17 protein-coding genes are annotated in these 21,588 nt (G+C 75.1%); 7 read left to right on the top strand and 10 right to left on the bottom strand.

What is annotated here, in order from left to right; all coding sequences use genetic code 11:
* Positions 1–75: 75 nt before the first annotated feature.
* Together N0B34_RS11830 and N0B34_RS11825 are read right to left on the bottom strand one after the other, a co-directional pair.
* Entirely contained in the window at positions 76–1,377 is a 1,302-nt protein-coding gene (locus N0B34_RS11830; protein WP_263731593.1) for an MFS transporter, read from the bottom strand.
* Positions 1,374–1,805, bottom strand: a complete 432-nt coding sequence (locus tag N0B34_RS11825; RefSeq protein ID WP_263731592.1) for a MarR family winged helix-turn-helix transcriptional regulator — start codon at positions 1,803–1,805, stop codon at positions 1,374–1,376. Before N0B34_RS11825 ends, N0B34_RS11830 begins: the two co-directional genes overlap by 4 nt.
* 81 nt (positions 1,806–1,886) lie before the next feature.
* On the opposite strand from N0B34_RS11825, the gene N0B34_RS11820 reads away from it, so the two are divergent.
* Positions 1,887–2,420, top strand: coding sequence for a CAP domain-containing protein (locus tag N0B34_RS11820; protein ID WP_263731591.1), 534 nt, complete (start codon positions 1,887–1,889; stop codon positions 2,418–2,420).
* A 36-nt stretch (positions 2,421–2,456) separates the two neighbouring features.
* Here N0B34_RS11820 and N0B34_RS11815 read toward each other — a convergent pair whose 3' ends face one another.
* Both N0B34_RS11815 and N0B34_RS11810 read right to left on the bottom strand, forming a co-directional pair.
* A complete protein-coding gene (locus N0B34_RS11815) occupies positions 2,457–3,782 on the bottom strand; it encodes a UDP-glucose dehydrogenase family protein (RefSeq protein WP_263731589.1) in 1,326 nt (441 codons plus the stop codon).
* A gap of 187 nt (positions 3,783–3,969) precedes the next feature.
* A complete protein-coding gene (locus N0B34_RS11810; protein WP_263731588.1) occupies positions 3,970–5,436 on the bottom strand; it encodes an NCS2 family permease in 1,467 nt (488 codons plus the stop codon).
* 94 nt (positions 5,437–5,530) lie between these two features.
* Here N0B34_RS11810 and N0B34_RS11805 point away from each other — a divergent pair, with 94 nt between their 5' ends.
* Positions 5,531–5,794 (top strand): DUF2530 domain-containing protein, encoded by a 264-nt coding sequence (locus N0B34_RS11805; RefSeq protein ID WP_263731587.1) that lies wholly within the window; start codon positions 5,531–5,533, stop codon positions 5,792–5,794.
* Positions 5,795–5,824: 30 nt separating this feature from the next.
* Here the strand turns inward: N0B34_RS11805 and N0B34_RS11800 are convergent, their stop codons facing one another.
* The 3 genes from N0B34_RS11800 to N0B34_RS11790 are packed head-to-tail and all read right to left on the bottom strand — an operon-like array spanning position 5,825 to position 10,365.
* Complete coding sequence (locus tag N0B34_RS11800) at positions 5,825–8,956, bottom strand: sacsin N-terminal ATP-binding-like domain-containing protein (protein WP_263731586.1); 3,132 nt, start codon at positions 8,954–8,956, stop codon at positions 5,825–5,827.
* A gap of 19 nt (positions 8,957–8,975) precedes the next feature.
* The gene (locus tag N0B34_RS11795; RefSeq protein ID WP_263731585.1) at positions 8,976–9,980 is read right to left on the bottom strand and encodes a DUF3027 domain-containing protein; all 1,005 of its coding nucleotides are present in this window, start codon (positions 9,978–9,980) and stop codon (positions 8,976–8,978) included.
* 1 nt (position 9,981) lies between these two features.
* Positions 9,982–10,365 (bottom strand): cold-shock protein, encoded by a 384-nt coding sequence (locus tag N0B34_RS11790; protein WP_263731584.1) that lies wholly within the window; start codon positions 10,363–10,365, stop codon positions 9,982–9,984.
* Positions 10,366–10,520: 155 nt separating this feature from the next.
* On the opposite strand from N0B34_RS11790, the gene N0B34_RS11785 reads away from it, so the two are divergent.
* Positions 10,521–10,883 carry a TraR/DksA family transcriptional regulator gene (locus N0B34_RS11785; RefSeq protein ID WP_412175733.1) on the top strand — a complete coding sequence of 121 codons (363 nt, stop codon included), beginning with the start codon at positions 10,521–10,523 and terminating at the stop codon, positions 10,881–10,883.
* Positions 10,884–10,896: 13 nt separating this feature from the next.
* Here N0B34_RS11785 and N0B34_RS11780 read toward each other — a convergent pair whose 3' ends face one another.
* Positions 10,897–12,114 carry a M20 metallopeptidase family protein gene (locus N0B34_RS11780; protein WP_263731583.1) on the bottom strand — a complete coding sequence of 406 codons (1,218 nt, stop codon included), beginning with the start codon at positions 12,112–12,114 and terminating at the stop codon, positions 10,897–10,899.
* The gene (locus N0B34_RS11775; RefSeq protein WP_263731581.1) at positions 12,111–13,442 is read right to left on the bottom strand and encodes an MFS transporter; all 1,332 of its coding nucleotides are present in this window, start codon (positions 13,440–13,442) and stop codon (positions 12,111–12,113) included. The genes N0B34_RS11780 and N0B34_RS11775 overlap by 4 nt, the downstream gene beginning before the upstream one ends.
* 171 nt (positions 13,443–13,613) lie before the next feature.
* On the opposite strand from N0B34_RS11775, the gene N0B34_RS11770 reads away from it, so the two are divergent.
* The 4 genes from N0B34_RS11770 (at position 13,614) to N0B34_RS11755 (ending at position 20,729) form a co-directional block, all read left to right on the top strand.
* Positions 13,614–16,058 (top strand): helicase-associated domain-containing protein, encoded by a 2,445-nt coding sequence (locus N0B34_RS11770; RefSeq protein WP_263731580.1) that lies wholly within the window; start codon positions 13,614–13,616, stop codon positions 16,056–16,058.
* A complete protein-coding gene (locus tag N0B34_RS11765) occupies positions 16,055–17,710 on the top strand; it encodes a DNA repair helicase XPB (protein WP_263731579.1) in 1,656 nt (551 codons plus the stop codon). Before N0B34_RS11770 ends, N0B34_RS11765 begins: the two co-directional genes overlap by 4 nt.
* A 113-nt stretch (positions 17,711–17,823) precedes the next feature.
* Positions 17,824–19,878, top strand: coding sequence for a TPM domain-containing protein (locus N0B34_RS11760; RefSeq protein ID WP_263731578.1), 2,055 nt, complete (start codon positions 17,824–17,826; stop codon positions 19,876–19,878).
* Positions 19,879–19,952: 74 nt separating this feature from the next.
* On the top strand, positions 19,953–20,729 hold the full coding sequence (locus N0B34_RS11755) for a PspA/IM30 family protein (protein ID WP_263731577.1): 777 nt from the start codon (positions 19,953–19,955) through the stop codon (positions 20,727–20,729).
* A gap of 73 nt (positions 20,730–20,802) precedes the next feature.
* Here N0B34_RS11755 and N0B34_RS11750 read toward each other — a convergent pair whose 3' ends face one another.
* Positions 20,803–21,588 (bottom strand): type 1 glutamine amidotransferase, encoded by a 786-nt coding sequence (locus N0B34_RS11750; protein ID WP_263731576.1) that lies wholly within the window; start codon positions 21,586–21,588, stop codon positions 20,803–20,805.

Below are 21,588 nucleotides of genomic sequence, written 5' to 3'. Positions count from 1 at the left end.
GGTCGTCGAGTTCACCCCGGCGGGGCGGGCGGTTCACCCGTCTGCCACGTCGTCGTTCTCGCGGCCGGCCCGTGGCTACGCCGCGGTGCGGACCACCTCGGCCGCGGCCTCCGTCGGCGCCTCGAGGTGGCGCACCACCAGGTGCGGCCGACCGCGGGTCCGCAGCCGCACCTGCACCCGCCACGCCCGGGCCGCCCAGATCGCCGCACCCGTCGAGACGAGGAGCGCCGTGATGGAGCCGATGCCGATGGACCAGCGGGCGCCGAACTGCTGGCCGATCCAGCCGACCACCGGCGAGCCGATGGGCGTCGCGCCCATGAACACCATCATGTACAGGGACATCACGCGGCCGCGGACCGCCGGGTCGGTGCTCATCTGGATGGTGGCGTTGGCCGCCGTCATCATCGTGAGCGACGCGAGGCCGACGGGGATGCAGGCGATCGCGAACGACGGGTAGGTCGGCATCAGGGCCAGCACGCCGGCAGCCACCCCGAAGCCGAACGCCGCGCCGATCACCAGTCGCACGCGGGGCCGCTCCCGACGAGCCGCCAACAGGGCACCGGCAAGGGAGCCGATCGCGAGGATCGAGCCGAGGATCCCGTACTGGCCGGCACCCTTGTGGAACACGGTGCGGGCCATCATGGCGCTGGTCAGCTGGAAGTTCAGACCGAACGTCGAGACGACGCTCATCACCACCATGATCAGCACGATGTCCGTGCGGTGCCGGACGTAGGCGAGGCCCTCGCGGATCTGGCCCTTGGCGCGCGGCGCCAGCGGCATGCGGTGAAGCTCGCCGGAGTGCATCCAGACGAGCGCCAGGATGGTGCCCGCGAACGAGATCGCGTTGATCAGGAACACCCAGCCGGTGCCGACGGCCGCGATCAGCAGGCCGGCGAGGCCCGGGCCGATCAGGCGGGCGGCGTTGAACGACGCGCTGTTCAGGCCGACGGCGTTGGACAACTTGTCCGGCGGCACCAGCTCGGCGACGAACGTCTGCCGGACCGGCGCGTCCACCGCGGAGACGCCGCCGAGCGCCAGCGCGAACAGGTAGACGTGCCACAGCTGGGCGTGCCCGCTCAGCACCAGCGCACCGAGGCCGGCCGCCAGGACACCCATCAGCCCCTGGGTCAGCATCAGCAGCTTGCGACGGTCCACGCGGTCCGCCAGCACGCCGGCCCACGCCGACAGCGCCAGGATCGGCGCGAACTGCAGCGCGGTGACCACGCCGACGGCCACGCCGGAGTCGTGGGACAGCTGGGTGAGCACCAGCCAGTCCTGCGCGACGCGCTGCATCCAGGTGCCGATGTTGGCGACCAGGGCGCCGCCGAACCACAGCCGGTAGTTGCGGAAGCGGAGGGAGGAGAACGTGGCGCTCACTGCTCGGCGATCCCCCTCAGCAGCTCGGCGGCCCGGGACAGCACGGCGCGCTCCTCGGCGGTCAGGCCCGCCAGGCGCTGAGCGAGCCACGCGTTGCGCCTCCGGCGCGTCTCCCGCACCTCGGCGACACCCTGCTCCGTGAGGGAGACGACCACCTGGCGGCCGTCCGCGGGGTTCTCCCCCTTGCTGACCAGACCCAGGTCGACCAGGCAGTTCACGGTGCGCGTCATGGTGGGCGGCTGGACGCGGTCGGCATCGGCCAGCTGACCGGGCGTCATGGGCCCGTTCTTGGTCAGCAGGGCCAGCACGGAGAACTGCGGGTCGGACAGGCCGGCGGAGCCGCGCTCGGCGCGCACCCGGCGGTTGGCCCGGCTCAGCGCCACGCGCAGGTCCGCCGCGAGGCTCGGGGCGGTCACGGCGGGAGGCATGGTCGTTAGTCTATCTCATTACCTGGGCGAACGACTTTTCGCTCACGCCACACCTCGTGACGCGCTGCGTACGCTGACCGCGTGGCCGCCCCTCCCCCGGCGCTGCGTCGCGTCCGCGGAGCGACGACGCTGACCATCGCCCTGGCGGTGGCCGGCGCGCTCGTGCTGGTCGGCTGGGTGCTGGCGCACCCGGCCGGGGACGCCGCGCTGCCGTGGACCCGGACGCCGCTGTCCCAGGCGAGCACCGACCCCGACGCCTACGCCGCGCAGCTGCGCGCCGCGGTGGACGAGCAGCGCCGGCACGCCGGCATGGCGCCGCTCGCCGACGCCACGTGCGCACGCGCGGCCGCCGCGCAGCGCGCCGACCTGCTCATCGGGCAGCGGCTGGAGCACGCCCCGCTCGACGACGTGCGGCAGTCCTGCCCGCAGGCGGTCGTCATGCGGGAGAACCTCAGCCGCGCCGCCGAGCGCCCGGTCGCCGTGGTGACGACCTGGATGGCGTCGACGCGGCAGCGTGCGGACATCCTCGACCGGACGATCACGGAGACCGCCGTGGCCTGCACGCACGACGGCGACCAGATGCTCTGCGTCCAGCTGCTGCTGGGCGGGAGCTGAGCGGCAGCTGGTCAGCTCCCGCTGAGCAGCGCTCGGTCAGGGCCTGCCGAGCGCCCGGTAGGTCCAGCCCGCCGCGCGCCACCGCGCCGGATCGAGCACGTTGCGGCCGTCGAGGATCCGCTTGTGCGCCACCACGGCACCGAGCTCGTCCGGGTCGAGGTCGCGGTACTCCGGCCACTCCGTCGCCAGCAGCACCACGTCGGCCTCGGCGGCCGCCTCGAGCGGGTCGACGGCGAACCGCAGGTCCGGCCACTTGGCCCGGGCGTTCTCGATGGCCTGCGGGTCGGTCACGGTGACGTGCGCACCCTGCAGCTGCATCTGCGCCGCGACGCTCAGTGCCGGCGAGTCCCGCACGTCGTCGGAGTCGGGCTTGAAGGCGGCGCCCAGCACGGCCACGGTCCGGCCGACGATCGAGCCGTGGCAGACCTCCCGCGCCAGGTCCACCACGCGCACCCGGCGGCGCATGTTGATCGAGTCGATCTCGCGGAGGAAGCCCAGCGCGTCGGACACGCCCAGCTCACCGGCCCGCGCCATGAAGGCGCGGATGTCCTTGGGCAGGCAGCCACCGCCGAAGCCGAGGCCGGCGTTGAGGAACTTCCGGCCGATCCGGGGGTCGTAGCCGATCGCGTCGGCCAGCCGGGTGACGTCGGCACCGGTCGCCTCGCACAGCTCCGCCATCGCGTTGATGAAGCTGATCTTGGTGGCGAGGAACGAGTTGGCCGCCACCTTGACCAGCTGGGCGGTGGCCAGGTCGGTCACCACCAGCGGGGTGCCGTCCGCCAGGGGCTTCGCGTAGACCTCGTCGAGCACCCCGCGGGCCTTCTCCCCCGCGGCGGTGGCGACGCCCTCGTCGTCCGTCGGCAGGCCGTAGACCAGGCGGTCCGGGTGCAGCGTGTCCTGGACCGCGAAGCCCTCCCGCAGGAACTCCGGGTTCCAGACGAGCACGGCGCCGGACGGCGCCAGCACGCGGGCCACCCTTTCCGCGGTCCCGACCGGGACCGTCGACTTGCCGGCCACCACGTCGCCCGCCCGCAGGTAGGGGGCCAGCGCGGTGACCGCGGCGTCGACGTAGGTGAGGTCGGCGCGGAACTCGCCGTGCATCTGCGGGGTCCCCACGCAGATGAAGTGCACGTCCGCGCCGGACGCGTCCGACATCGACGTGCTGAACGTCAGCCTGCCGGTGGCCTCCGCCTGCGCGAGCAGCTCGGGCAGGCCCGGCTCGAAGAAGGGCGCACGGCCGGCCCGCAGCGCCTCGATCTTCGCCTCGTCGACGTCGATGCCCACCACCTCGTGGCCGAGGACGGTCATGCACGCGGCGTGCACCGCGCCGAGGTAGCCGCAGCCGATGACACTGATGCGCACGCCGGTCTCCTTGCTCGTCAGGGGCTCCTCACCCTAACCAGCGGGCTGTCGGCCGCATCGCGGGAAAGCGGGCGAAACGCCCCGGGCGCGGTGGTCACGACGGGGTGGCACGACGGCACCCGGACGGCGAGACGCCACGGGCCGGACCCCTCGAGGGAGTCCGGCCCGTGGGCGGAGCGGGAAGCGTTCAGCCGACCCAGGACTGGAGCGGCCCGCGGATGAAGTACAGGACGAACAGCGCCGTGATCAGCCACATCAGCGGGTGGATCTTGCGGGCCTTGCCCACCACCGCCTGCAGGATCACGTACATGATCACGCCCGCGCCGATGCCCGCGGTGATCGAGTAGGTGAACGGCATCAGGATCATCGTGAAGAACGCCGGGATGGCGACCTCGAAGGACTTCCAGTCGATGTCGAGCACCTGCGTGACCATGAGGAAGCCGACGACGACGAGCGCCGGGGCCGCGGCCTCCGACGGGATCACGGCGACCAGGGGCGCGAGGAAGGTCGACAGCAGGAAGGCGATGCCGGTGACGATCGCCGCCAGTCCGGTGCGTGCACCGTCACCGACGCCGGACGCCGACTCGATGTAGGCCGTGTTGCTCGAGACGCCGCCCATGCCACCGGCGACGGCGGCGAGGGAGTCGACGATCAGGATCTCGCGGGTCTTCGGCGGGTTGCCGTTCTCGTCGTTCAGGCCGGCCTCGGAGCCGATGGCGACCATCGTGCCCATCGTGTCGAAGAAGTCCGACAGCAGCAGCGAGAACACCAGGACGATCGCCGTGATCGCGCCGATCTTGGAGAACGCGCCGAACAGGGAGAAGTGGCCCAGCAGCGAGAAGTTCGGCGCGTCGACGATCGTCTTGGGGAACGACGGGACGGTCGACTTCCAGCCGCCCGGGTTCTTGTCGGTGGCGAAGCCGAGCTTGCCGACCGCCTCGACCACGATGCCCAGGACCGTGGTGCTGAGGATCGAGATGAGGATCGCCCCGCGGACCTTCTTCACCAGCAGGACCACCATCAGCACCAGGCCGATGACGAACACCAGGACGGGCCACGTCGACAGCGAGCCGAACTGGCCGAGCTCCACCGGGGTGGCCGCGCCCGGCGGCACGCGGACGAAGCCGGAGTCCACGACGCCGATGAAGGCGATGAACAGGCCGATGCCCACGCTGATGGCCGTCTTCAGCCACGTCGGCACCGCGTTGAACACGGCCTGCCGGAACCCGGTGAGCACCAGGACCGTGATGATGATGCCCTCGAGGACGACGATGCCCATCGCGTCCTGCCACGCCATCTTCGGCAGCACGGCGATGGAGAAGGCCACCACCGCGTTGATGCCGAGGCCGGTGGCCAGGGCCAGCGGGAAGTTGGCCCACACGCCCATGAGGATGGTCATGACGCCGGCGACCAGCGCCGTCGTCGCCGCGATGGTGGCCGGAGCGGCCAGTGCCTGACCCGTGGCGTCCTTGCCACCGAGGATGATCGGGTTGAGCACGATGATGTAGGCCATCGTGAAGAAGGTCACCAGACCGCCGCGGATCTCGGTGCCGATGGTCGAGCCGCGCTCCGTGATGTGGAAGTAGCGGTCGAGGGGGTTGAGGGGCTTCTCGCTACGCGTCGGCGCCTCGTCGGTGGTACGGGGGGATGCCATGGGCGAAGTGTGGCAGAAGTGTGCGCACCGTCCCGTGGGTGTCCGAGAGGGTTCACGCAGCCGTAACACGAGCGCGGCGGCATAGGGTCGGACGGTGCCGACCGAGCAGCCCGCGCAGCCCGTGGACCCGTCGGCGCCGACCCGGCCGCTCGAGGTGGACCTCGCCCGGGTGGCGCTCGGCGGGATGGTGCTGTGGGCGGTCGGGCTGCTGGTCACCGTCGTGCTGGCCGCCCTCGGGCGCACCGGGTGGACGCCGGTCGCGGTGTGCGTCACGGGGCTCGTGCTGGGCGTGGCGGGGCGGGCATGGGCCGGACGGCACGACGCGCTGGGCCGCCGGATGCGGCGCGACCAGGGCTGATCCGCCCGGGCGGGTCGACACGGCCGGCCGTCAGGCCGGGCCCGACTCCGACGCCTCGCCGAGGCGCACCTCGGCCGCCCGACCCGGCTCGGTCAGCACCGTCTCCAGCGCCCATCGCCTCGACCACCGCCCGCTGACCTGCGCCAGCGCGGCGGCCAGCCCGGCCAGCGTGGTCGCGTGCAGACCGCCGTCGGCGTCCACCCACCAGTCCACCGCCGCACCGTCGACGCGCAGGTCCTCGTGCTCCCACCAGGTGCTGGGTCCGTCCACCAGCGCCCGTGCGGCGACGGGGACCGGCTGCTCGACCGCGTCGTCCTCGTCCACCTCGCCCGCTGTCAGGTCGGAGGCGAGCGGCAGGTCCAGCAGACCGGCCAGCGCCAGCGCCTGCGTCGGCGGGGCCGGGACCATCGCGGCGACGTCCACCCTCTGCAGCCACTGCGGCGAGTCCGCCACGGCGGCGTCCTCGACGTGGACGGCGGCCACCCGGTCGGCCGCCACGAGTGCCGGCACCCGCTCCGGCGCCACCGGCGGCCCGTCGGCGCCCGCGAGTGCGGCGAGGGCGCGCCACACGGTCACAGCGACAGCCGGGTCGACGCCACGACCGCTCGGCAGGCCGTCGAGCACCGGCACCCAGCCGTCGGCGTCGAGCTCGGCGAGGGTGGCCACCCCGCCGAGCACGCGCAGCACGGCGGTGTCCACCTCGGCCAGCGCCTCCGGGACGGGTGGCAGCAGCGTGCGCACCGCGTCGTCGACCGGGGTGCGCGACGGCGCCGACGGTCCCGTGCCGTCGGGCTCGAGGCTCGTCGCGGTCGCGCCCTCGTCCGCGCCCGACGGCAACGCGAACGGGCCGCCGGTCACCAGTCCGCTGCGCGTGCGCAGCCACCAGGCGGTGTAGGGCTCTGCGCGGCGGCCGTGCTCGTCCCGCACCGGGTCGAGCAGCGCCGCACGCAGCGCCGGTTCGCCGGCGAGGCGGTCCAGCACCGCCGGCCAGGAGTCGTCGGCGACCGCGTCGAGATCGGCCACGGCCACCAGGTCGCCCACGTACGCACCGGGACCGAGGTGCTCGCCGAGGTCCGCGAGGTAGTCGGGCCAGGCGTCCAGCGACTGCGCGGCGAGGGTCGCGGCGTCCGTCGCCTCGGGGTCCAGCGCGGCGGGATCGGCCAGCACGCCGTCGACCGGGACCAGCACCAGGTCGGCACGGACGCCGACCGCGGTGAGGGCCTCCGCACCCCAGCGCTCGACCGTCGCCACGTCGACCGGGGCCAGCACGCGGTCGTCGAGCAGGTGCGAGGCCGCCGAGCCGGGGAGCACCAGGCCGTGGGCGGGGGTCGGCTCACCGTCGGCGGCGGGGAGCGTCAGCAGGCCGAGCCAGGGTGCCGTCGGCGGCCGGCCGCCGTCGGCCAGCACCGCGCCGACCAGGTCGAGCACGGCGTCGGTCACCTCGTCCGCGACGTCGAGGTCGTCGTCGTCGGCCTGCGCCAGCACCGCCAGCCGCACGGCGTCGTGCGCCAGGAGAGCAGCCAGGTCCGGCGCGGTGGCGCCGAGACGCTCGAGGAGCGGGTGTGCGGCGCCGGGATCCACCACGCGCAGGCCCCAGCGCGCCAGCGACTCCAGCGTGGTCGGCTCCAGCCGGTCGGCCGCCCCGGCGGGCAGCAGCACCGCACCGCGCGGCCCCCGCACGACTCGTCCGTCGGCCAGCGGCACCGGCAGCCCCGCGAGCGCCTCTCGGGTCCGGCCGTCCGACGCCACGGCGTCCAGCCCCGCGTACACCGCCGCCCAGTCGGCGTCGCGCACCGCCGGCAGGCCCTCGACCAGGTCGGACAGCGGCACGAGGTCGACGCCGAGGGTCCGGGCCTGGGCCGCCAGCCCGACCGGCACGGTCACCAGGCCCGGCACCAGCCGCCCGAGCGCCGTCTCCACGCCCTGCGGCCCGTCCACCGCGACCGCGGAGTCCGGTGCCACCAGTCGCGCACCGCCCGCCGACCGCAGCAGAGGGGTTCCGGCCAGCCGGGTCACCAGGTGCTGGTGCAGGCGGGAGTCGAGCGCACCGGCGGGCAGGCCGACCGGGACCAGGGCCAGCGGCTCGTGACCGTCCTGCGCGAGCAGCTCGGCGAGCCGGGCGTAGGCCTCGGCGGCGTGCTCGAGGACCGCGTCGGCGAGCGGCCCCAGCGCGACGTGCCGACGTGTCGGGTCCAGCGGCAGGGTGGCGACCAGCAGCGCGGGGACCGTGATCGGGTCGTCCGTGGCCGTCGGTGCGTGCACGACGTGCCGCCACGTCACCGGCCGCTGCGGACCGCCCGATCCGGCCGCGCGCGGCACACCCCACGTCACCCGCCACGACCGCGCCGACCGCTCCTCGACAGGCCGGCCGGCCACGAGCGCGAGCGGTACCTCACCCTCGGCGCTCGACAGCACCCAGCGCTCCGTCACGTCCGCGATGCGGCGCGGCGCGGCGTCCGGGACCTCGACGAGGATCTCGACGAGCCCCGGCAGCGCGATCAGCAGGGCGTCGTCCACCTCGTCCAGCAGGCCGCGCACCTCGTCGGCCGCCACCTCGTCGCGCAGGTGCAGCACCACCGCGGTGTCGTAGCCCAGCGGCGGCCGGCCCTCCGCCGGCCACGGCAGCCGCAGGGCAGGCAACGACCCGTCCCGACGACGGACCTCCTGCTCGAGCTCGGGCAGCGCCTGTGCCGCGGCGGTCAGCGCCGAGCGGGTGTCGGCCAGCGAGAACCGCACCCCGCCGCTGGTGGACAGCACGTCCACCTCGTCGGACACCGCCCGCACAGCCGCGAAGCCCACGCCGAACCGTCCGACCACCCCCGTGTGCGCGAGACCGGCCTCCGGACGCTTGGCCGACGCCCGCATCGAGGAGAGGGACGCGACGCCGACGGCGTCGAGCGGCGCGCCCGTGTTGGCCGCGACCAGCACCGCCGTGCCGTCGTCCGCGTGGTCGAGCCGCAGCAGCAGCCGGCCGGGCACCCCCGCGCGCGTCGCGGCGTCCGCGGCGTTCTGCGCCAGCTCGACGACGACGCGGTCGCGGTAGTAGCCGCGGGCGTGGTCCTCCTCGGTGTTGGCGTCCTCCCGCAGGCGTGCCGGTGAGGAGCGCCAGGCGGTGAGCACCGCCGCCCGCAGGCGTGCGGTGTCGAAGGCGTCGACGGTCATGACGAGGACGCCGGGGCGGTCAGGACTCGGGCTCGGTCACCGGTTCCGGGTCCGTGACGGGCTCGGGCGGCGTGGCCGGCTCAGGCTCGGTCTGCGGCTCGGGCTGCGTCTCCGGTTCCGGCTCGGTCACGGGTGCGACCTCAGGCTCAGGCTCCGGCTCCAGGTCGGGCTCCGTCGAGACGACGGCCTCTGGCTCCGTCGGGAGGACGGCTTCCTGCTCCGGCTCGGGCGCCTGCTCCGGCCCGGCCGCCGACTCCGGCGCGGAGACGTGCGTGCGCGCCAGCTCCACGACCTCGAGCGCCGACTCGTCGATCAGCGGGTCCGGGGCCGGCCACTCGCTCGGCGGCTGCTCCACGTCCGTCTCCGAGTGGGCACCGCAGCCGTGGTCGAGGCTGACGACGCGCCCGTCGTCCGGCGACCACTCGTTGGCGCACACGGCGAACACCTGACCGAGCGCACCCTGCACAGGCACCATGAACCCGCAGGTCGCACAGGCTGCCGCCGAGGCGAGCGCACCCGGTGACGTCGGTCCACGGCTGCCGCGGTACCACCGCTCGGCGGCCTCCTCCCGGCCCACCGGCGAGAGGACCCGCACGCGGGCCAGCGCCAGCTCGTCGATCGCGACGCCGTCCTGCTCGTCGTCACCCGTGGGGGTCCACCCGGGCTCGAGGCGCGGGTCGTCCGGCCGGAACGGCAGCACGTCACCCGGGCCGACGTCGCCGGGACGCAGCCGCTGCGACCACGGCACCCACGCCTTGGCCAGGATCGCGTCGGCACCGGGCAGCAGCTCCGCCTCGCACACCGTCGCCACCCGGCCGCGCGGCACGCGTGCGACCGTGACCGTCCACTCCCAGCCGCGGTAGCCGCGCGCCAGGCTGGCGAACCGGTGCGCGACCAGGCGCTCCGCCTCCTGCACCGCGCCGAGGTACTCGCCGACGTCCGCCGGGTCCTCCGCGAGCTCGACCGCCACCTCGCGAGCGAGGTCGACCGCGCGCTCGAGGACGGCGTCCTTGGTGGCCGCCACGTCAGGCCTCGAGGTCGTCGGCGACCGCCCGGAGCAGCTGCGCGTACTTCGTGGCGCGCTCCTTCTCGGGATAGCGGCCGCGGCGCAGGTCGTTGCCGACCTTGTCGAGCACCTTGATCAGGTCCTCGACCACCACGGCCATCTCGTCGGCCGGCCGACGCCGCGCCTTGACCACGGAGGGGACCGGGTCGAGCAGCGTCACGGACAGGGCCTGCGGGCCACGTCGCCCGTCGGCCACGCCGAAGTCCACCTTGGTGCCGGGCTTGGGTGCGGTGACACCCGCGGGCAGCGCGGAGGCGTGCAGGAACACCTCACCGCCGTCATCGCTGGCGATGAAACCGAAACCACGCTCGGCGTCGAACCACTTGACCTTGCCGGTGGGCACGGAACACCCCTCGCCTCGTAAGAACACAGACGAGCCCAGGCTACCGGCCGCGCCCCAGCGTTTTCGCCCCGGACCGCGCTGGTCACCTGCACGGGGCCGCAGTGAGGACGACGACGCAGCGGCGCAGTCGGCCCGGGCGTGCTGTGCTGGGCTGCGTGAGGCCGGCCGGCGACGAGGGTGACGACGAGGCGCGCCGGCGTCTGCTGCGCCTGCGCGCGGCGGTCGAGGCACGGCTGGCCGGGGTGACGACGAGCCGGTCGGACGTGGTGGACGCGGCGCGGGGCGCGAACGTCGACGACGAGCACGATCCCGAGGGCGCGACGATCGCGTTCGAGCGCGCCCAGCTGGAGGCGCTGGCCGACGACGCGCGCGTCGCCCTGGCCGAGGTCGATGCCGCACTGGCGCGGCTGGCCGACGGCACCTACGGCGTCTGCGCGGTCGGCGGTGAGCCGATCCCGGCCGAGCGGCTGGCCGTGCGACCCACCGCCACGACGTGCGTCCGGCACGCCGGCCGCTGAGCGGACCTACCCGTCACCCCTGCGCCAGGCGGTCCATCGCCAGCGCGGCCAGGATCGCCGGACCGATGGCGAGCGCCCGGTCGTCGAAGCGCGCCTGCGGCGAGTGGTTGTACGGAGCCGTCGCCGGGTCGGTGCCGGCGGGGGTGGCGCCGAGGCCGAGGAACGCCCCCGGCACCTGCTCCAGCACGTAGGAGAAGTCCTCCGAGCCCGGGATCGGCTGCGGTGCGACCGCGAACCCGTCGTCGCCGACCAGCCCCCGTGCGAGCTCGGAGGCCCGGTCGAACTCGAGCGGGTCGTTGATCGTCACCGGGTAGCCGGCCAGCCACTCGACGCGCGCCGCCATGCCGTGCGCGGCCGCGGTGTGCTCGCACAGCCGCCGGATCGACTCCTCGGCACGCGCGCGGCTGACGGTGGAGAAGGAGCGCACGGTCGCCGCGATGGTCGCCGTGTCGGGGATGACGTTGTTCACCGTGCCGGCCTCGAGCCGGCCCACGCTGAGCACCACGGGGTCGAACACGTCGAACTGGCGGGTGACCATCGCCTGCAGGCCCAGCACCAGCTCGGCCGCGACCGGCACCGGGTCGGCCGCCAGGTGCGGCATCGAGCCGTGGCCGCCGCGACCGAGCACGGTGATCCGCACCTCGTCGGCGGCCGCCAGGATGGGCCCCGGCCTGCTGACCAGCCCGCCGGCCGGCACCAGCGACGCCATCACGTGCAGCCCGTAGGCGGCCACCACCCGGGAGCCGGCGGCGTCGAGCACGCCCTCCTCGATCATGATCCGGGCGCCGCCGTCGCCCTCCTCCCCCGGCTGGAACATCAGCACCACGGAACCGGCCAGGTCCCCGCGGCGGGCGGCCAGCAGGCGGGCCGCCCCCACGAGCCCGGCGACGTGCAGGTCGTGGCCGCAGGCGTGCATCACGCCGGGGTGCTGCGACGTGAACTCCTCGCCGGTGTCCTCGGTGACCGGCAACGCGTCCATGTCGCCGCGCAGCAGCACAGCCGGGCCCCGACGGCCGCCGCGCAGCACCGCCACCACGGAGTCGAGGGCCGTGCCGGTCGTGACCTCCAGGTCCAGGCCGTCGAGCGCGTCGAGCACCAGCTGCTGGGTCTTCGGCAGGCGCAGCCCGAGCTCCGGCACGCGGTGCAGGGCGTGCCGCAGCGCGACGACGTCCGGCAGCTGCGCGGCCGCCTCGGTGCGCAGGGTGGTGAGGGTGGTCCGGTCGAGGGTCATGCCAGCTCCTCCGTCGTCGTCACCGGTGCCGTCGTCGGGCGCTGCGCCGCGCGCTCCCCCGCGAGCGTGCCCGCCAACGTGTCCACCGGGTACATCAGCCGCTCGTGCACCAGCCAGGAGCCGACCGCCGAGACGGTCAGCCCGATCCCGGCATACACCGGAACCCAGCCCAACGCGCCGTGGTCGATCAACCACTCGGCCACGTAGAGGAACGTGCCGCCGAACAGGGCGATCGCGGTACCGGCCGGCACGCCGAGCGCGACCGCCCGGATAGGCACCGGGAACAGCCGCGCGCCTGCCACCGGCGTGACCCCCAGCTGCAGCCCGACCCCGGCGGTGAACAGCGGTCCGGCGACGGCGTAGGGGAGCCAGCCGTGCGCCAGCCCCAGCATCAGCGGGACGACGAGCACCGCGGCGGCCGTGAACCCGGCGCGGATCACGGGCAGCGGCCCGAACCGGTCGGCGAGGAACCCGGACGCGATCATCGCCAGCACCAGCGCCACGAGGGCGATCGGCTGCACGGCCGTCGCCTGGTCCGCCGTGTACCGGCCCGTGTGCTGGGCGAACTCCGGCAGGTACACCGAACCGAAGTAGACGCCCATGGTGGAGCCGATGGTGAGCATGAACGCCAGCAGCATCCGCCCGCGGTGCGCCCGCAGCAGGGGCCGCACCGGCACCGGTCCGGCGGCACGGGCCTGCTCGAACACCGGCGTCTCCGGCACGCCGGTGCGGATCCACAGCGCCAGCAGCCCGCACGCTGCGGCCACCCCGAAGGCGATGCGCCAGCCACCGGACTGCACGCCGGAGACGCCCAGCGCCCCGACCAGCACCGCCAGCACGATGGTGCCGGCGAGCGTGCCGAACGCGTCGCCGGAGTAGGCGAAGGCGCCGTAGCGGTGTCGCCGCTCGGGCGGCGCGGACTCGACGACGAAGGTCGCGGCGGTGGCCACCTCACCGCCCATCGCGATGCCCTGCAGCAACCGGGCGGCGACCACGACCACCGCGGACCACGCGCCGATCGCGGCATGGGTGGGCACGAGCGCGATGATCGCCGAGCCGAGGGCGATCAGCGAGACCGACGCGAGCAGACCCGCGCGCCGGCCCCGGGTGTCCGTGATCCGCCCCATGAGGAAGGACCCGAGCGGGCGGGCGACGAACCCGGCCGCGAAGACGAGATAGGCCCCGAGCACCTGCGTCACGCGGTCGGCGCCCGGGAACACCTGGCCGGCGAAGTACGGCGCCAGCAACCCGTAGATCGTCCAGTCCAGCGACTCGACGAAGATCCCGGCGGTGCTGGCCACCACCACCCGTGTGCGGCTCGCCGCCATGACGCCCTCCCGTGCCGGCCGTGCGGCGGAGCGGACGTCCACCCGCCGCCGATCATGCTCGACGGCGGCCTCCGGCGGCAGGGGGCAGCGCCGTCGCGGGCGGGCCGCCGCGCCTCCCGCGGCGACGGCCGCCCGAGGGGTGACCACCAGCACGTGCGTATCGTGGTGCGGATGTCCACGTTCACCGACCAGCTGCGCGCGCGCACCGACGACGACCTCGTCACGCTGCTGCGCCTGCGGCCGGACCTGGGCAGCCCGTCACCCGCGACGCTCGCGTCGCTGGCCGTGCGGGCGACCTCGCGGATGAGCCTGGAACGGGCGCTCGCCGCCGTCGACGCCGCGGTGCTGCAGGCGCTCGAGGCGGTCGTCGCGCTCGCGGCCGAGGAGCCACCGACCAGGGACGACGTGCTGAGCGCGGTCGCGGGCACGGCGGTCGAGGACCGCGCGCTCGTCGGGCGGGCCCTGGACGACGCCGTCGCGCGCGCGCTCGTCTGGACCGACGACTCGGGTCGCCTGCACCCCAGCCCCGGGCTCGCCGAGGTGCTCGGCCCCTACCCTGCCGGCCTCGCCGCCCCCACGGCGACGCCCGCCCGTCCCGGCGTGCCCCCGCCACCGGCGGACGTGCACGCGCTGCTCGCCGAGGCACCGGCCGGGGCCCGCGCCGTCCTCGAGGCACTGGCGTGGGGACCACCGGTCGGGATCGCCCCCGAACCGTCGACGGCGGCCGGCCGCACGGTCGCGTGGCTGGTGCGGCGGGGCGCCCTGCGGGCGACGGACGCCCGGCACGTCGTCCTGCCGCGCACCGTCGCCCTCGCCCTGCGCGGTGGTCGGACCCACCCGGAGGTCGCCCGGGAGCCGGTGCCGGGCGTCGGTCGACGCTGGCCGGCGTCGCTGGTCGGCGCGGAGTCGGCAGCAGCCGCGGAGCGCATCGTGCGCCTGGTCGGCGTGCTGGTCGACGCGTGGGGACGCACGCCGCCGACGGTGCTGCGCGCCGGCGGCCTCGGCGTGCGCGACCTGCGCCGGCTGGCGCAGCGGCTGGAGGTGGACGAGGACGAGGCGGCGTTCGTCGCCGAGCTGGCGGCCGCGGCCGGCCTGGTGGTGGACGACGGCGGCGACCCGCCGGCGTTCGTGCCGACCGACCTGGTCGACGGCTGGGCGGCGCGCAGCCTGCCCGAGCGGTGGGCGGCGCTCGCCACGGCCTGGCGGGACACGATGCGCACGCCGTGGCTCGTCGGGACCCGCGACGACCGTGGCACCGCCCGTTCCGCCCTGGACCCCGAGCTGCACCGCCGGTGGGCGCCGCGCGTGCGGCGAACGGTGCTCGAGGTGCTGGCGTCCGCCCCGGAGGGCCTCGGCCCGGGCGCCGGCGGCGTGCTGGACGTGCTGCGCTGGCGGGCGCCACGGTCCGTGCCCCCCGAGGCGGTGGTCCGCGGGCTGCTGACCGAGGCGGCGCGCCTCGGGGTCAGCGGTGCCGGTGCGCTGTCCCCGGCGGGGCGGGCGCTGCTGACCGACGACCCCGCGGCGCCGGCCGCCGCCCTCGCCGCCGACCTGCCGGAGACGGTGGACGAGCTGGTGCTCCAGGCGGACCTGACCGGCATCGTGCCGGGACGGCCGTCGCCGCGCCTCGAGGCCCTGCTGGCCCGGACGGCGACGGTGGAGTCCCGCGGGGGCGCATTGACCGTGCGTTTCACCCCGGAGTCGCTGCGCGCGGGTCTGGACGCCGGCGCGACGGCCGACGACCTGCTCGGCGAGCTGGCCGCGGTGTCCCGCGGGCACGTGCCACAGCCGCTGGAGTACCTGGTGCGGGACGCGGCCCGCCGGCACGGCCGCCTGCGGGCGGGCGCGGCGATGGCCTACCTGCGCGCCGACGACCCCGCGCTGCTGGCCGGCCTGCCCGACGACCCCCGGTTCGCCTCGCTCGGCCTGGTCCTGCTGGCGCCGACGGTGCTCGCGGCAGCCGTGCCGCCAGCCGAGCTGGTGGAGGCGCTGCGCGAGCGTGGGCTGGCGCCGGTGCTCGAGGGGCCGGACGGCTCCGTGGTGCACGCGCAGGCGGCGCCGCTGCGGGTGCGCGTGCGGCCGTCGCGCGCGCAGGCGCAGCCGGCGTCCGACGACGAGCGCTCGGCGCTGGCCCGCGCGACCGCCCTGGTCCCACGCCTGCGGAGGGCCGAGGAGGCCGTCCCGCAGCTCGTCGCCGACCCGCCGGCGCTCGAGCCGGCGAGCCCGGCGGCCGGCGCGACGCCCACGCCGGCGGCGGCTGCACCGACAACGGCCGACCCCGGGACCGGGACCGCAGCACCGGTGCACGTGCGGGCTCCCGCACCGGCGCCGGACCGTGCGGACGTCCCGGACGGAACAGCCGACCCGGCGCTGGCGTTGCTGCTGCTGCGCGAGGCGGCCGACGAGCGCACCCCCGTGTGGGTGGAGCTGGTCGGTGCCCGTGGCGAGCTGGACCGCCGGCTGCTGGTCCCGGTCCGGGTCGACGGCGGACGCCTGCGCGCCGTGGACCCCGCCCGTGAGGCCGAGCTGACCGTGGCGGTGCACCGGATCGCCTCGGTGCACCGGGCCCAGCCGGCCAGCACGCAGGCACCCGAGGCAGCACCCGAAGGAGCGCAGTGACCGACGGCCCCCTGATCGTGCAGAGCGACAAGACGCTGCTGCTCGAGGTCGACCACGACCTCGCCGACGCCTGCCGTCGGGCCATCGCCCCGTTCGCGGAGCTCGAGCGCGCCCCCGAGCACGTCCACACCTACCGGCTGACACCGCTCGGCCTGTGGAACGCACGTGCCGCGGGCCACGACGCCGAGCAGGTGATCGACACCCTGCTGCTGTACAGCCGCTACCCGGTGCCGCACGCCCTGCTGGTCGACGTCGCCGAGACGATGTCCCGCTACGGGCGGCTGCAGCTGGTGTCCGACCCGGTGCACGGCCTGGTGCTGCACGCCCTGGACAAGGCGGTGCTGGCCGAGGTGATGCGGTCCAAGCGGACCGCCGGCCTGCTCGGCGCCCGGCTCGACGAGACCGACGTGGTGGTGCACCCGTCCGAGCGCGGGCACCTCAAGCAGGTGCTGGTGAAGCTCGGCTGGCCGGCGGAGGACCTGGCCGGGTACGTCGACGGTGAGCACCACGACATCGCGCTCGAGACGAACGGCTGGTCGTTGCGGCCGTACCAGCAGCAGGCGATCGACGGGTTCTTCCACGGCGGCTCCGGCGTGGTGGTGCTGCCGTGCGGCGCCGGCAAGACGCTGGTCGGCGCGGGCGCGATGGCCCGATCGTCGACGACGACGCTGATCCTGGTGACCAACACCGTCAGCGCCCGGCAGTGGCGCGACGAGCTGGTGGCCCGCACCACGCTGACCGAGGACGAGATCGGCGAGTACTCCGGTTCCCGCAAGGAGATCCGGCCCGTCACCATCGCCACGTACCAGGTGCTCACCACCAAGCGGAAGGGCGTGTACAGCCACCTCGAGCTGCTCGACGCCCGCGACTGGGGCCTGATCGTCTACGACGAGGTGCACCTGCTCCCCGCGCCGGTGTTCCGCATGACGGCGGACCTGCAGGCGCGTCGTCGGCTGGGCCTCACCGCGACGCTGGTCCGCGAGGACGGCCGTGAGGACGAGGTGTTCTCCCTGATCGGCCCCAAGCGGTTCGACGCACCGTGGAAGGACATCGAGTCCCAGGGCTACATCGCCCCGGCCCTCTGCACGGAGGTCCGGCTGACCCTCCCCGACCACGAGCGGATGACGTACGCCACCGCCGAGCCGGAGGACAAGTACCGCCTCGCGGCGACCGCCGGCGGCAAGAACGCCGTCGTCGACCGCATCGTGCGCCGGCACGCCGGCGAGCAGACCCTGGTGATCGGCCAGTACCTGGACCAGCTGCACGAGCTGGCCGAGCACCTGGACGCCCCGCTGATCACCGGCGAGACCACCGTCCGCGAGCGCCAGCGGCTGTTCGGCGCCTTCCGCACGGGCGAGCTCACCACCCTCGTCGTCAGCAAGGTGGCCAACTTCTCCATCGACCTGCCGGAGGCGTCCGTCGCCATCCAGGTGTCCGGGTCGTTCGGCTCCCGCCAGGAGGAGGCCCAGCGCCTCGGCCGCATCATGCGGCCCAAGGGCGACGGGCGCACCGCGCACTTCTACGCGGTGGTCGCGCGGGACACCGTCGACCAGGAGTTCGCCGCGCACCGGCAGCGGTTCCTCGCCGAGCAGGGCTACTCGTACACGATCGTCGACGCCGAGGACCTGGACCAGGCGCCGGACCCGGCCTGACCCACCGGCCGACCACCCGGTACGCAGCGCCGCCCGCCGGCGTTCGCGACGGGTGGAACCGTCCGCACCGTGAACTCGTTGCGGCGGTCGGACCGGTGAGAAAGGATCGTGTGGTGCGCAGGGTGGCGGCAGTGCTGGCGCGGGCAGGTGCGGCGATCGCCCTGGTGGGCGGGGTGATCCTGGCCGGTGGGCTGCCGGCGAGCGCCGAGGCGCCCCCGACCCTGTCCGGCGAGATCACCGACCACTCCGGCGTGCTCGGCAACGACACGGCGACGGTGCAGGCGGCGCTCGACCGCCTCGCGAAGGACACCCCGTACCAGCTGTACGTCGTTTTCGTCCCCGACTTCTCCGGCACCGACCCGCTCACCTGGACGCAGCAGGCCGCCAAGCAGTCCGGCCTCGGTTCGCAGGACTTCGTCCTCGCCGTCGCCACCAGCGCCCGGCGCTACATGCTCGCGCCGTCGTCGTCCGGCTCCATCACCAGCGCCGAGGTCCAGCAGGTCGCCTCGAAGGTCGAGGACCAGCTGCGCACGGACAGCTGGGCGCAGGCGGCGGTCACCGCCGCCGACGGCCTGCGGGCGGCAGCGTCCGGGAGCGGCACCGGTGCGACGGTCACCAGCAACGCCGCCGGCACGTTCGGGGCTCTCCTGGTGGTCGGGCTGATCGTCATCGTCGTGATCGCGATCATCGCCGGCGTCGTGAGCCGCAACCGCCGCCGTGCCCTCGCGGGTCCGATGGCCGACACGGCCGGCTCGACGCGCGTGGCCACGGCCGCCGACGAGTACGCCCAGCTGCCCACGGCCGAGCTCGACCGCCGGTCCGCCTCCGCGCTGGTGGGGCTCGACGACGCCCTGCGGTCCTCCGAGCAGGAGCTCGGCTTCGCCCAGGCGGAGTTCGGCCCGGACGCGACGCGGGAGTTCGAGAAGGTCCTCGCGGACGGCAAGCAGCAGATCACCGAGGCGTTCCGGCTGCGCCAGACGCTGGACGACGACGTCCCGGACACCGAGGCGCAGGTGCGTGCCACCTCGGCCCAGATCCTGCGGCTGTGCGCGCAGGTGTCCGCCGCGCTGAACGCCCAGAAGGACGACTTCGACCGCCTCCGCGACCTCGAGGCGCACGTCGGCGACGCCCTGGACGGCCACGAGCGCGCCGTCGCCACGTTGCGGTCGCGCATCGACCCGACGCGCACCACCCTCGCCGCCCTGGCCTCGCGGTACCCGGAGTCCGCCCTGGCGTCCGTCGCGGCCAACCCGGACCAGGCGTCCCACCTGCTCGACGACGTCACGGGGACGCTCGCGACGGGCCGCCAGGCCCTCGCCTCGGGCGACCGCGGCGCAGCCGTCGGCTACGCCCGCGCCGCCCAGACGGCCCTCGACCAGGCGACCACGCTGCTGGACGCCGTCGACTCGGCAGGCAACGACCTGGCCGCGGCGGGGTCCCGCCTGGACGCAGCGATCTCCTCCATCACGGGCGACCTGTCCGACGCCGCCCGGCTCGCGCCCGGCGACCCCCGCGTCGCGCCCGCCGCCACCGAGGCGAGCGCCGCCGTCGCCGCAGCCCAGGCTGCGCGGGCGGGTGACGGTGACCCGTTGGCCGCGCTGCGCCGCATCGCGGCCGCCGAGGCGACGCTGGACGCCGCGCTCGCCCCGTCCCGGGAGCAGGACGAGGCGAACCGCCGTGCGCTCGGCCTGCTGGACCAGACTCTCGGCCGCCTCGACTCCGCGCTGCGGGCCACCACCGACTACGTCGACACGCGCCGCGGTGCCGTCGGCCCCGAGGCCCGGACCCGCCTCGCAGAGGGTCAGCGGCTGCGTGACCAGGCCGTCGCCCAGCGCCAGACCGACGTGCAGGGGGCGCTGGCCACCGCCCAGCGCGCCGAGCAGCTGGTCGCGGAGGCCGGCCGGATCGCCCAGGACGACGTCGAGCGGTCCGACGACCAGCGCGGCGGCCCCTGGGGCGGCGGCCGCGGCGGTGGCGGGAACCTCGGCGGCATGATCCTCGGCGGCATCCTGATCGACTCGATCCTGCGCGGCGGCGGCGGCTGGGGCCACGGTGGCGGCGGCTGGGGCGGTGGCGGCGGCTTCGGCGGCGGCGGGGACGGCGGCGGCTTCGGCGGTGGTGGCTTCGGCGGCGGCTTCGGCGGCGGCGGGGACGGTGGGGGCTTCTGATCCTCGGCAGGTGGTGGCGACGACGTGACCGGCACATCGGCAGCACGAGCGGGACTCGACAGGAAGGCACGCGCATGACGGAGAAGCAGTCCATCTTCGGGCGGATCGCCCAGCTGGCGAAGGCGAACATCAACGCCCTGATCGACCAGGCGGAGGACCCCCAGAAGATGCTGGACCAGCTGGTCCGGGACTACACCAACGAGATTGCGGAGGCGGAGAAGGCGATCGCCCAGACGATCGGCAACCTCCGTCTGGCGGAGCAGGACTACAACGCGGACGTGGCTGCGGCCACCGACTGGGGCCGCAAGGCGGTCGCGGCCTCGAGCCGCGCCGACCAGTACCGCGCCAGCGGTGACACGGCCAACGCCGACAAGTTCGACGCGCTCGCCAAGGTCGCCATCGGTCGGCAGATCACCGCCGAGAACGAGATCAAGGAGGCCGAGCCGCTGCTCGCCTCCCAGCGCGACGCGGTCGAGAAGCTGAAGGCCGGCCTCGCGATGATGAAGGACAAGCTGGGCCAGCTGAAGTCCCGCCGCGACACGCTCGTCGCGCGGCAGAAGTCGGCGCAGGCGCAGCGTCAGGTGCAGGAGGCGATCGGCTCGATCAACGTCCTGGACCCGACCAGCGAGCTCGCCCGGTTCGAGGACCGGGTGCGGCACGAGGAGGCCTACGCGCAGGGCCAGGCGGAGCTCGCCGCCAGCTCGCTGGACGCGCAGTTCGCCGAGCTCGAGTCCTCGGACGCGCAGATCGAGGTCGAGGCCCGGCTCGCCGCGCTGAAGGCCGGCGCCGAGCCCGCTCAGCTGCCGGCGACGCAGGTCACGCCGCAGATCGCCGCAGGGCCGCAGTCCTGACCGGACCTCGCAGCGACGACGAAGGGGCCCCCGGCGCGATGCCGGGGGCCCCTTCGCGTAGCAGAGGAGCGGATCAGGCCGGGACGAAGGAGCCCTCGTCGGCCCGGGCCTGCACCAGCGTCACCAGCTGCGCCGCGATGCCGCGGCTGAACTCGGTGAGCGCCTCGTCCTGACCGCCCCACCCGGCGAGGACCGTGTCGGCGTCGTGCCCGGCGGCCTCCGCCCACTGACGCAGGGTCTCCTGCGAGGTCTCCGGGTGGAACTGCAGACCCCAGGCGGACCCGATCCGGAAGGCGTGGTACGGGTACATCGCCGACGAGCCGAGCCACACGCCGCCGCGCGGCAGCTCGACCACCGCGTCGTCGTGCATCGCCGGCTGCGGGGTCAGCCGCCGTGCCTGCCAGGGCTGCAGCAGCGGGCCGACGAGCGCGTCGGACTCCGCCTCCGGACGCCACCGGACGTTGACCACGCCGGCCTCGGACCCGGGAGGGGCGGCCACCTGCACGCGGCCGCCGCGGGCGACGGCCAGCAGCTGGGCGCCGAGGCAGATCGCCAGCGTGGGGATACCCGTCGCGCTGGTCTCGGCCAGCAGGTCGCGGACGGCGGGGAGCCACGGCGCCCGCTCGTCGTCGTACACCGACAGCTCGGCGCCCAGCACCAGGAGGCCGTGCCCCACCTCGGCGGCGGTCGGCACCGGCTCACCGAGGTCCGCACGGACCAGCTGCACGTCGACGTCGCCGAGCCACTCGGCGAACCGGTCGAGACCGCAGCTCGGGGAGCTCTGCAGCACGGTCAGGCGCGCGCGGGGCGCGCCGATCGGGTCGAGGCGGTCGCCGGCCTCGATCTGGACAGTCGTCAT

Source organism: Cellulomonas sp. SG140 (assembly GCF_025770785.1).
Taxonomy (GTDB): Bacteria; Actinomycetota; Actinomycetes; order Actinomycetales; family Cellulomonadaceae; genus Cellulomonas.
This window is presented reverse-complemented; position numbering and strand designations above follow the sequence as displayed.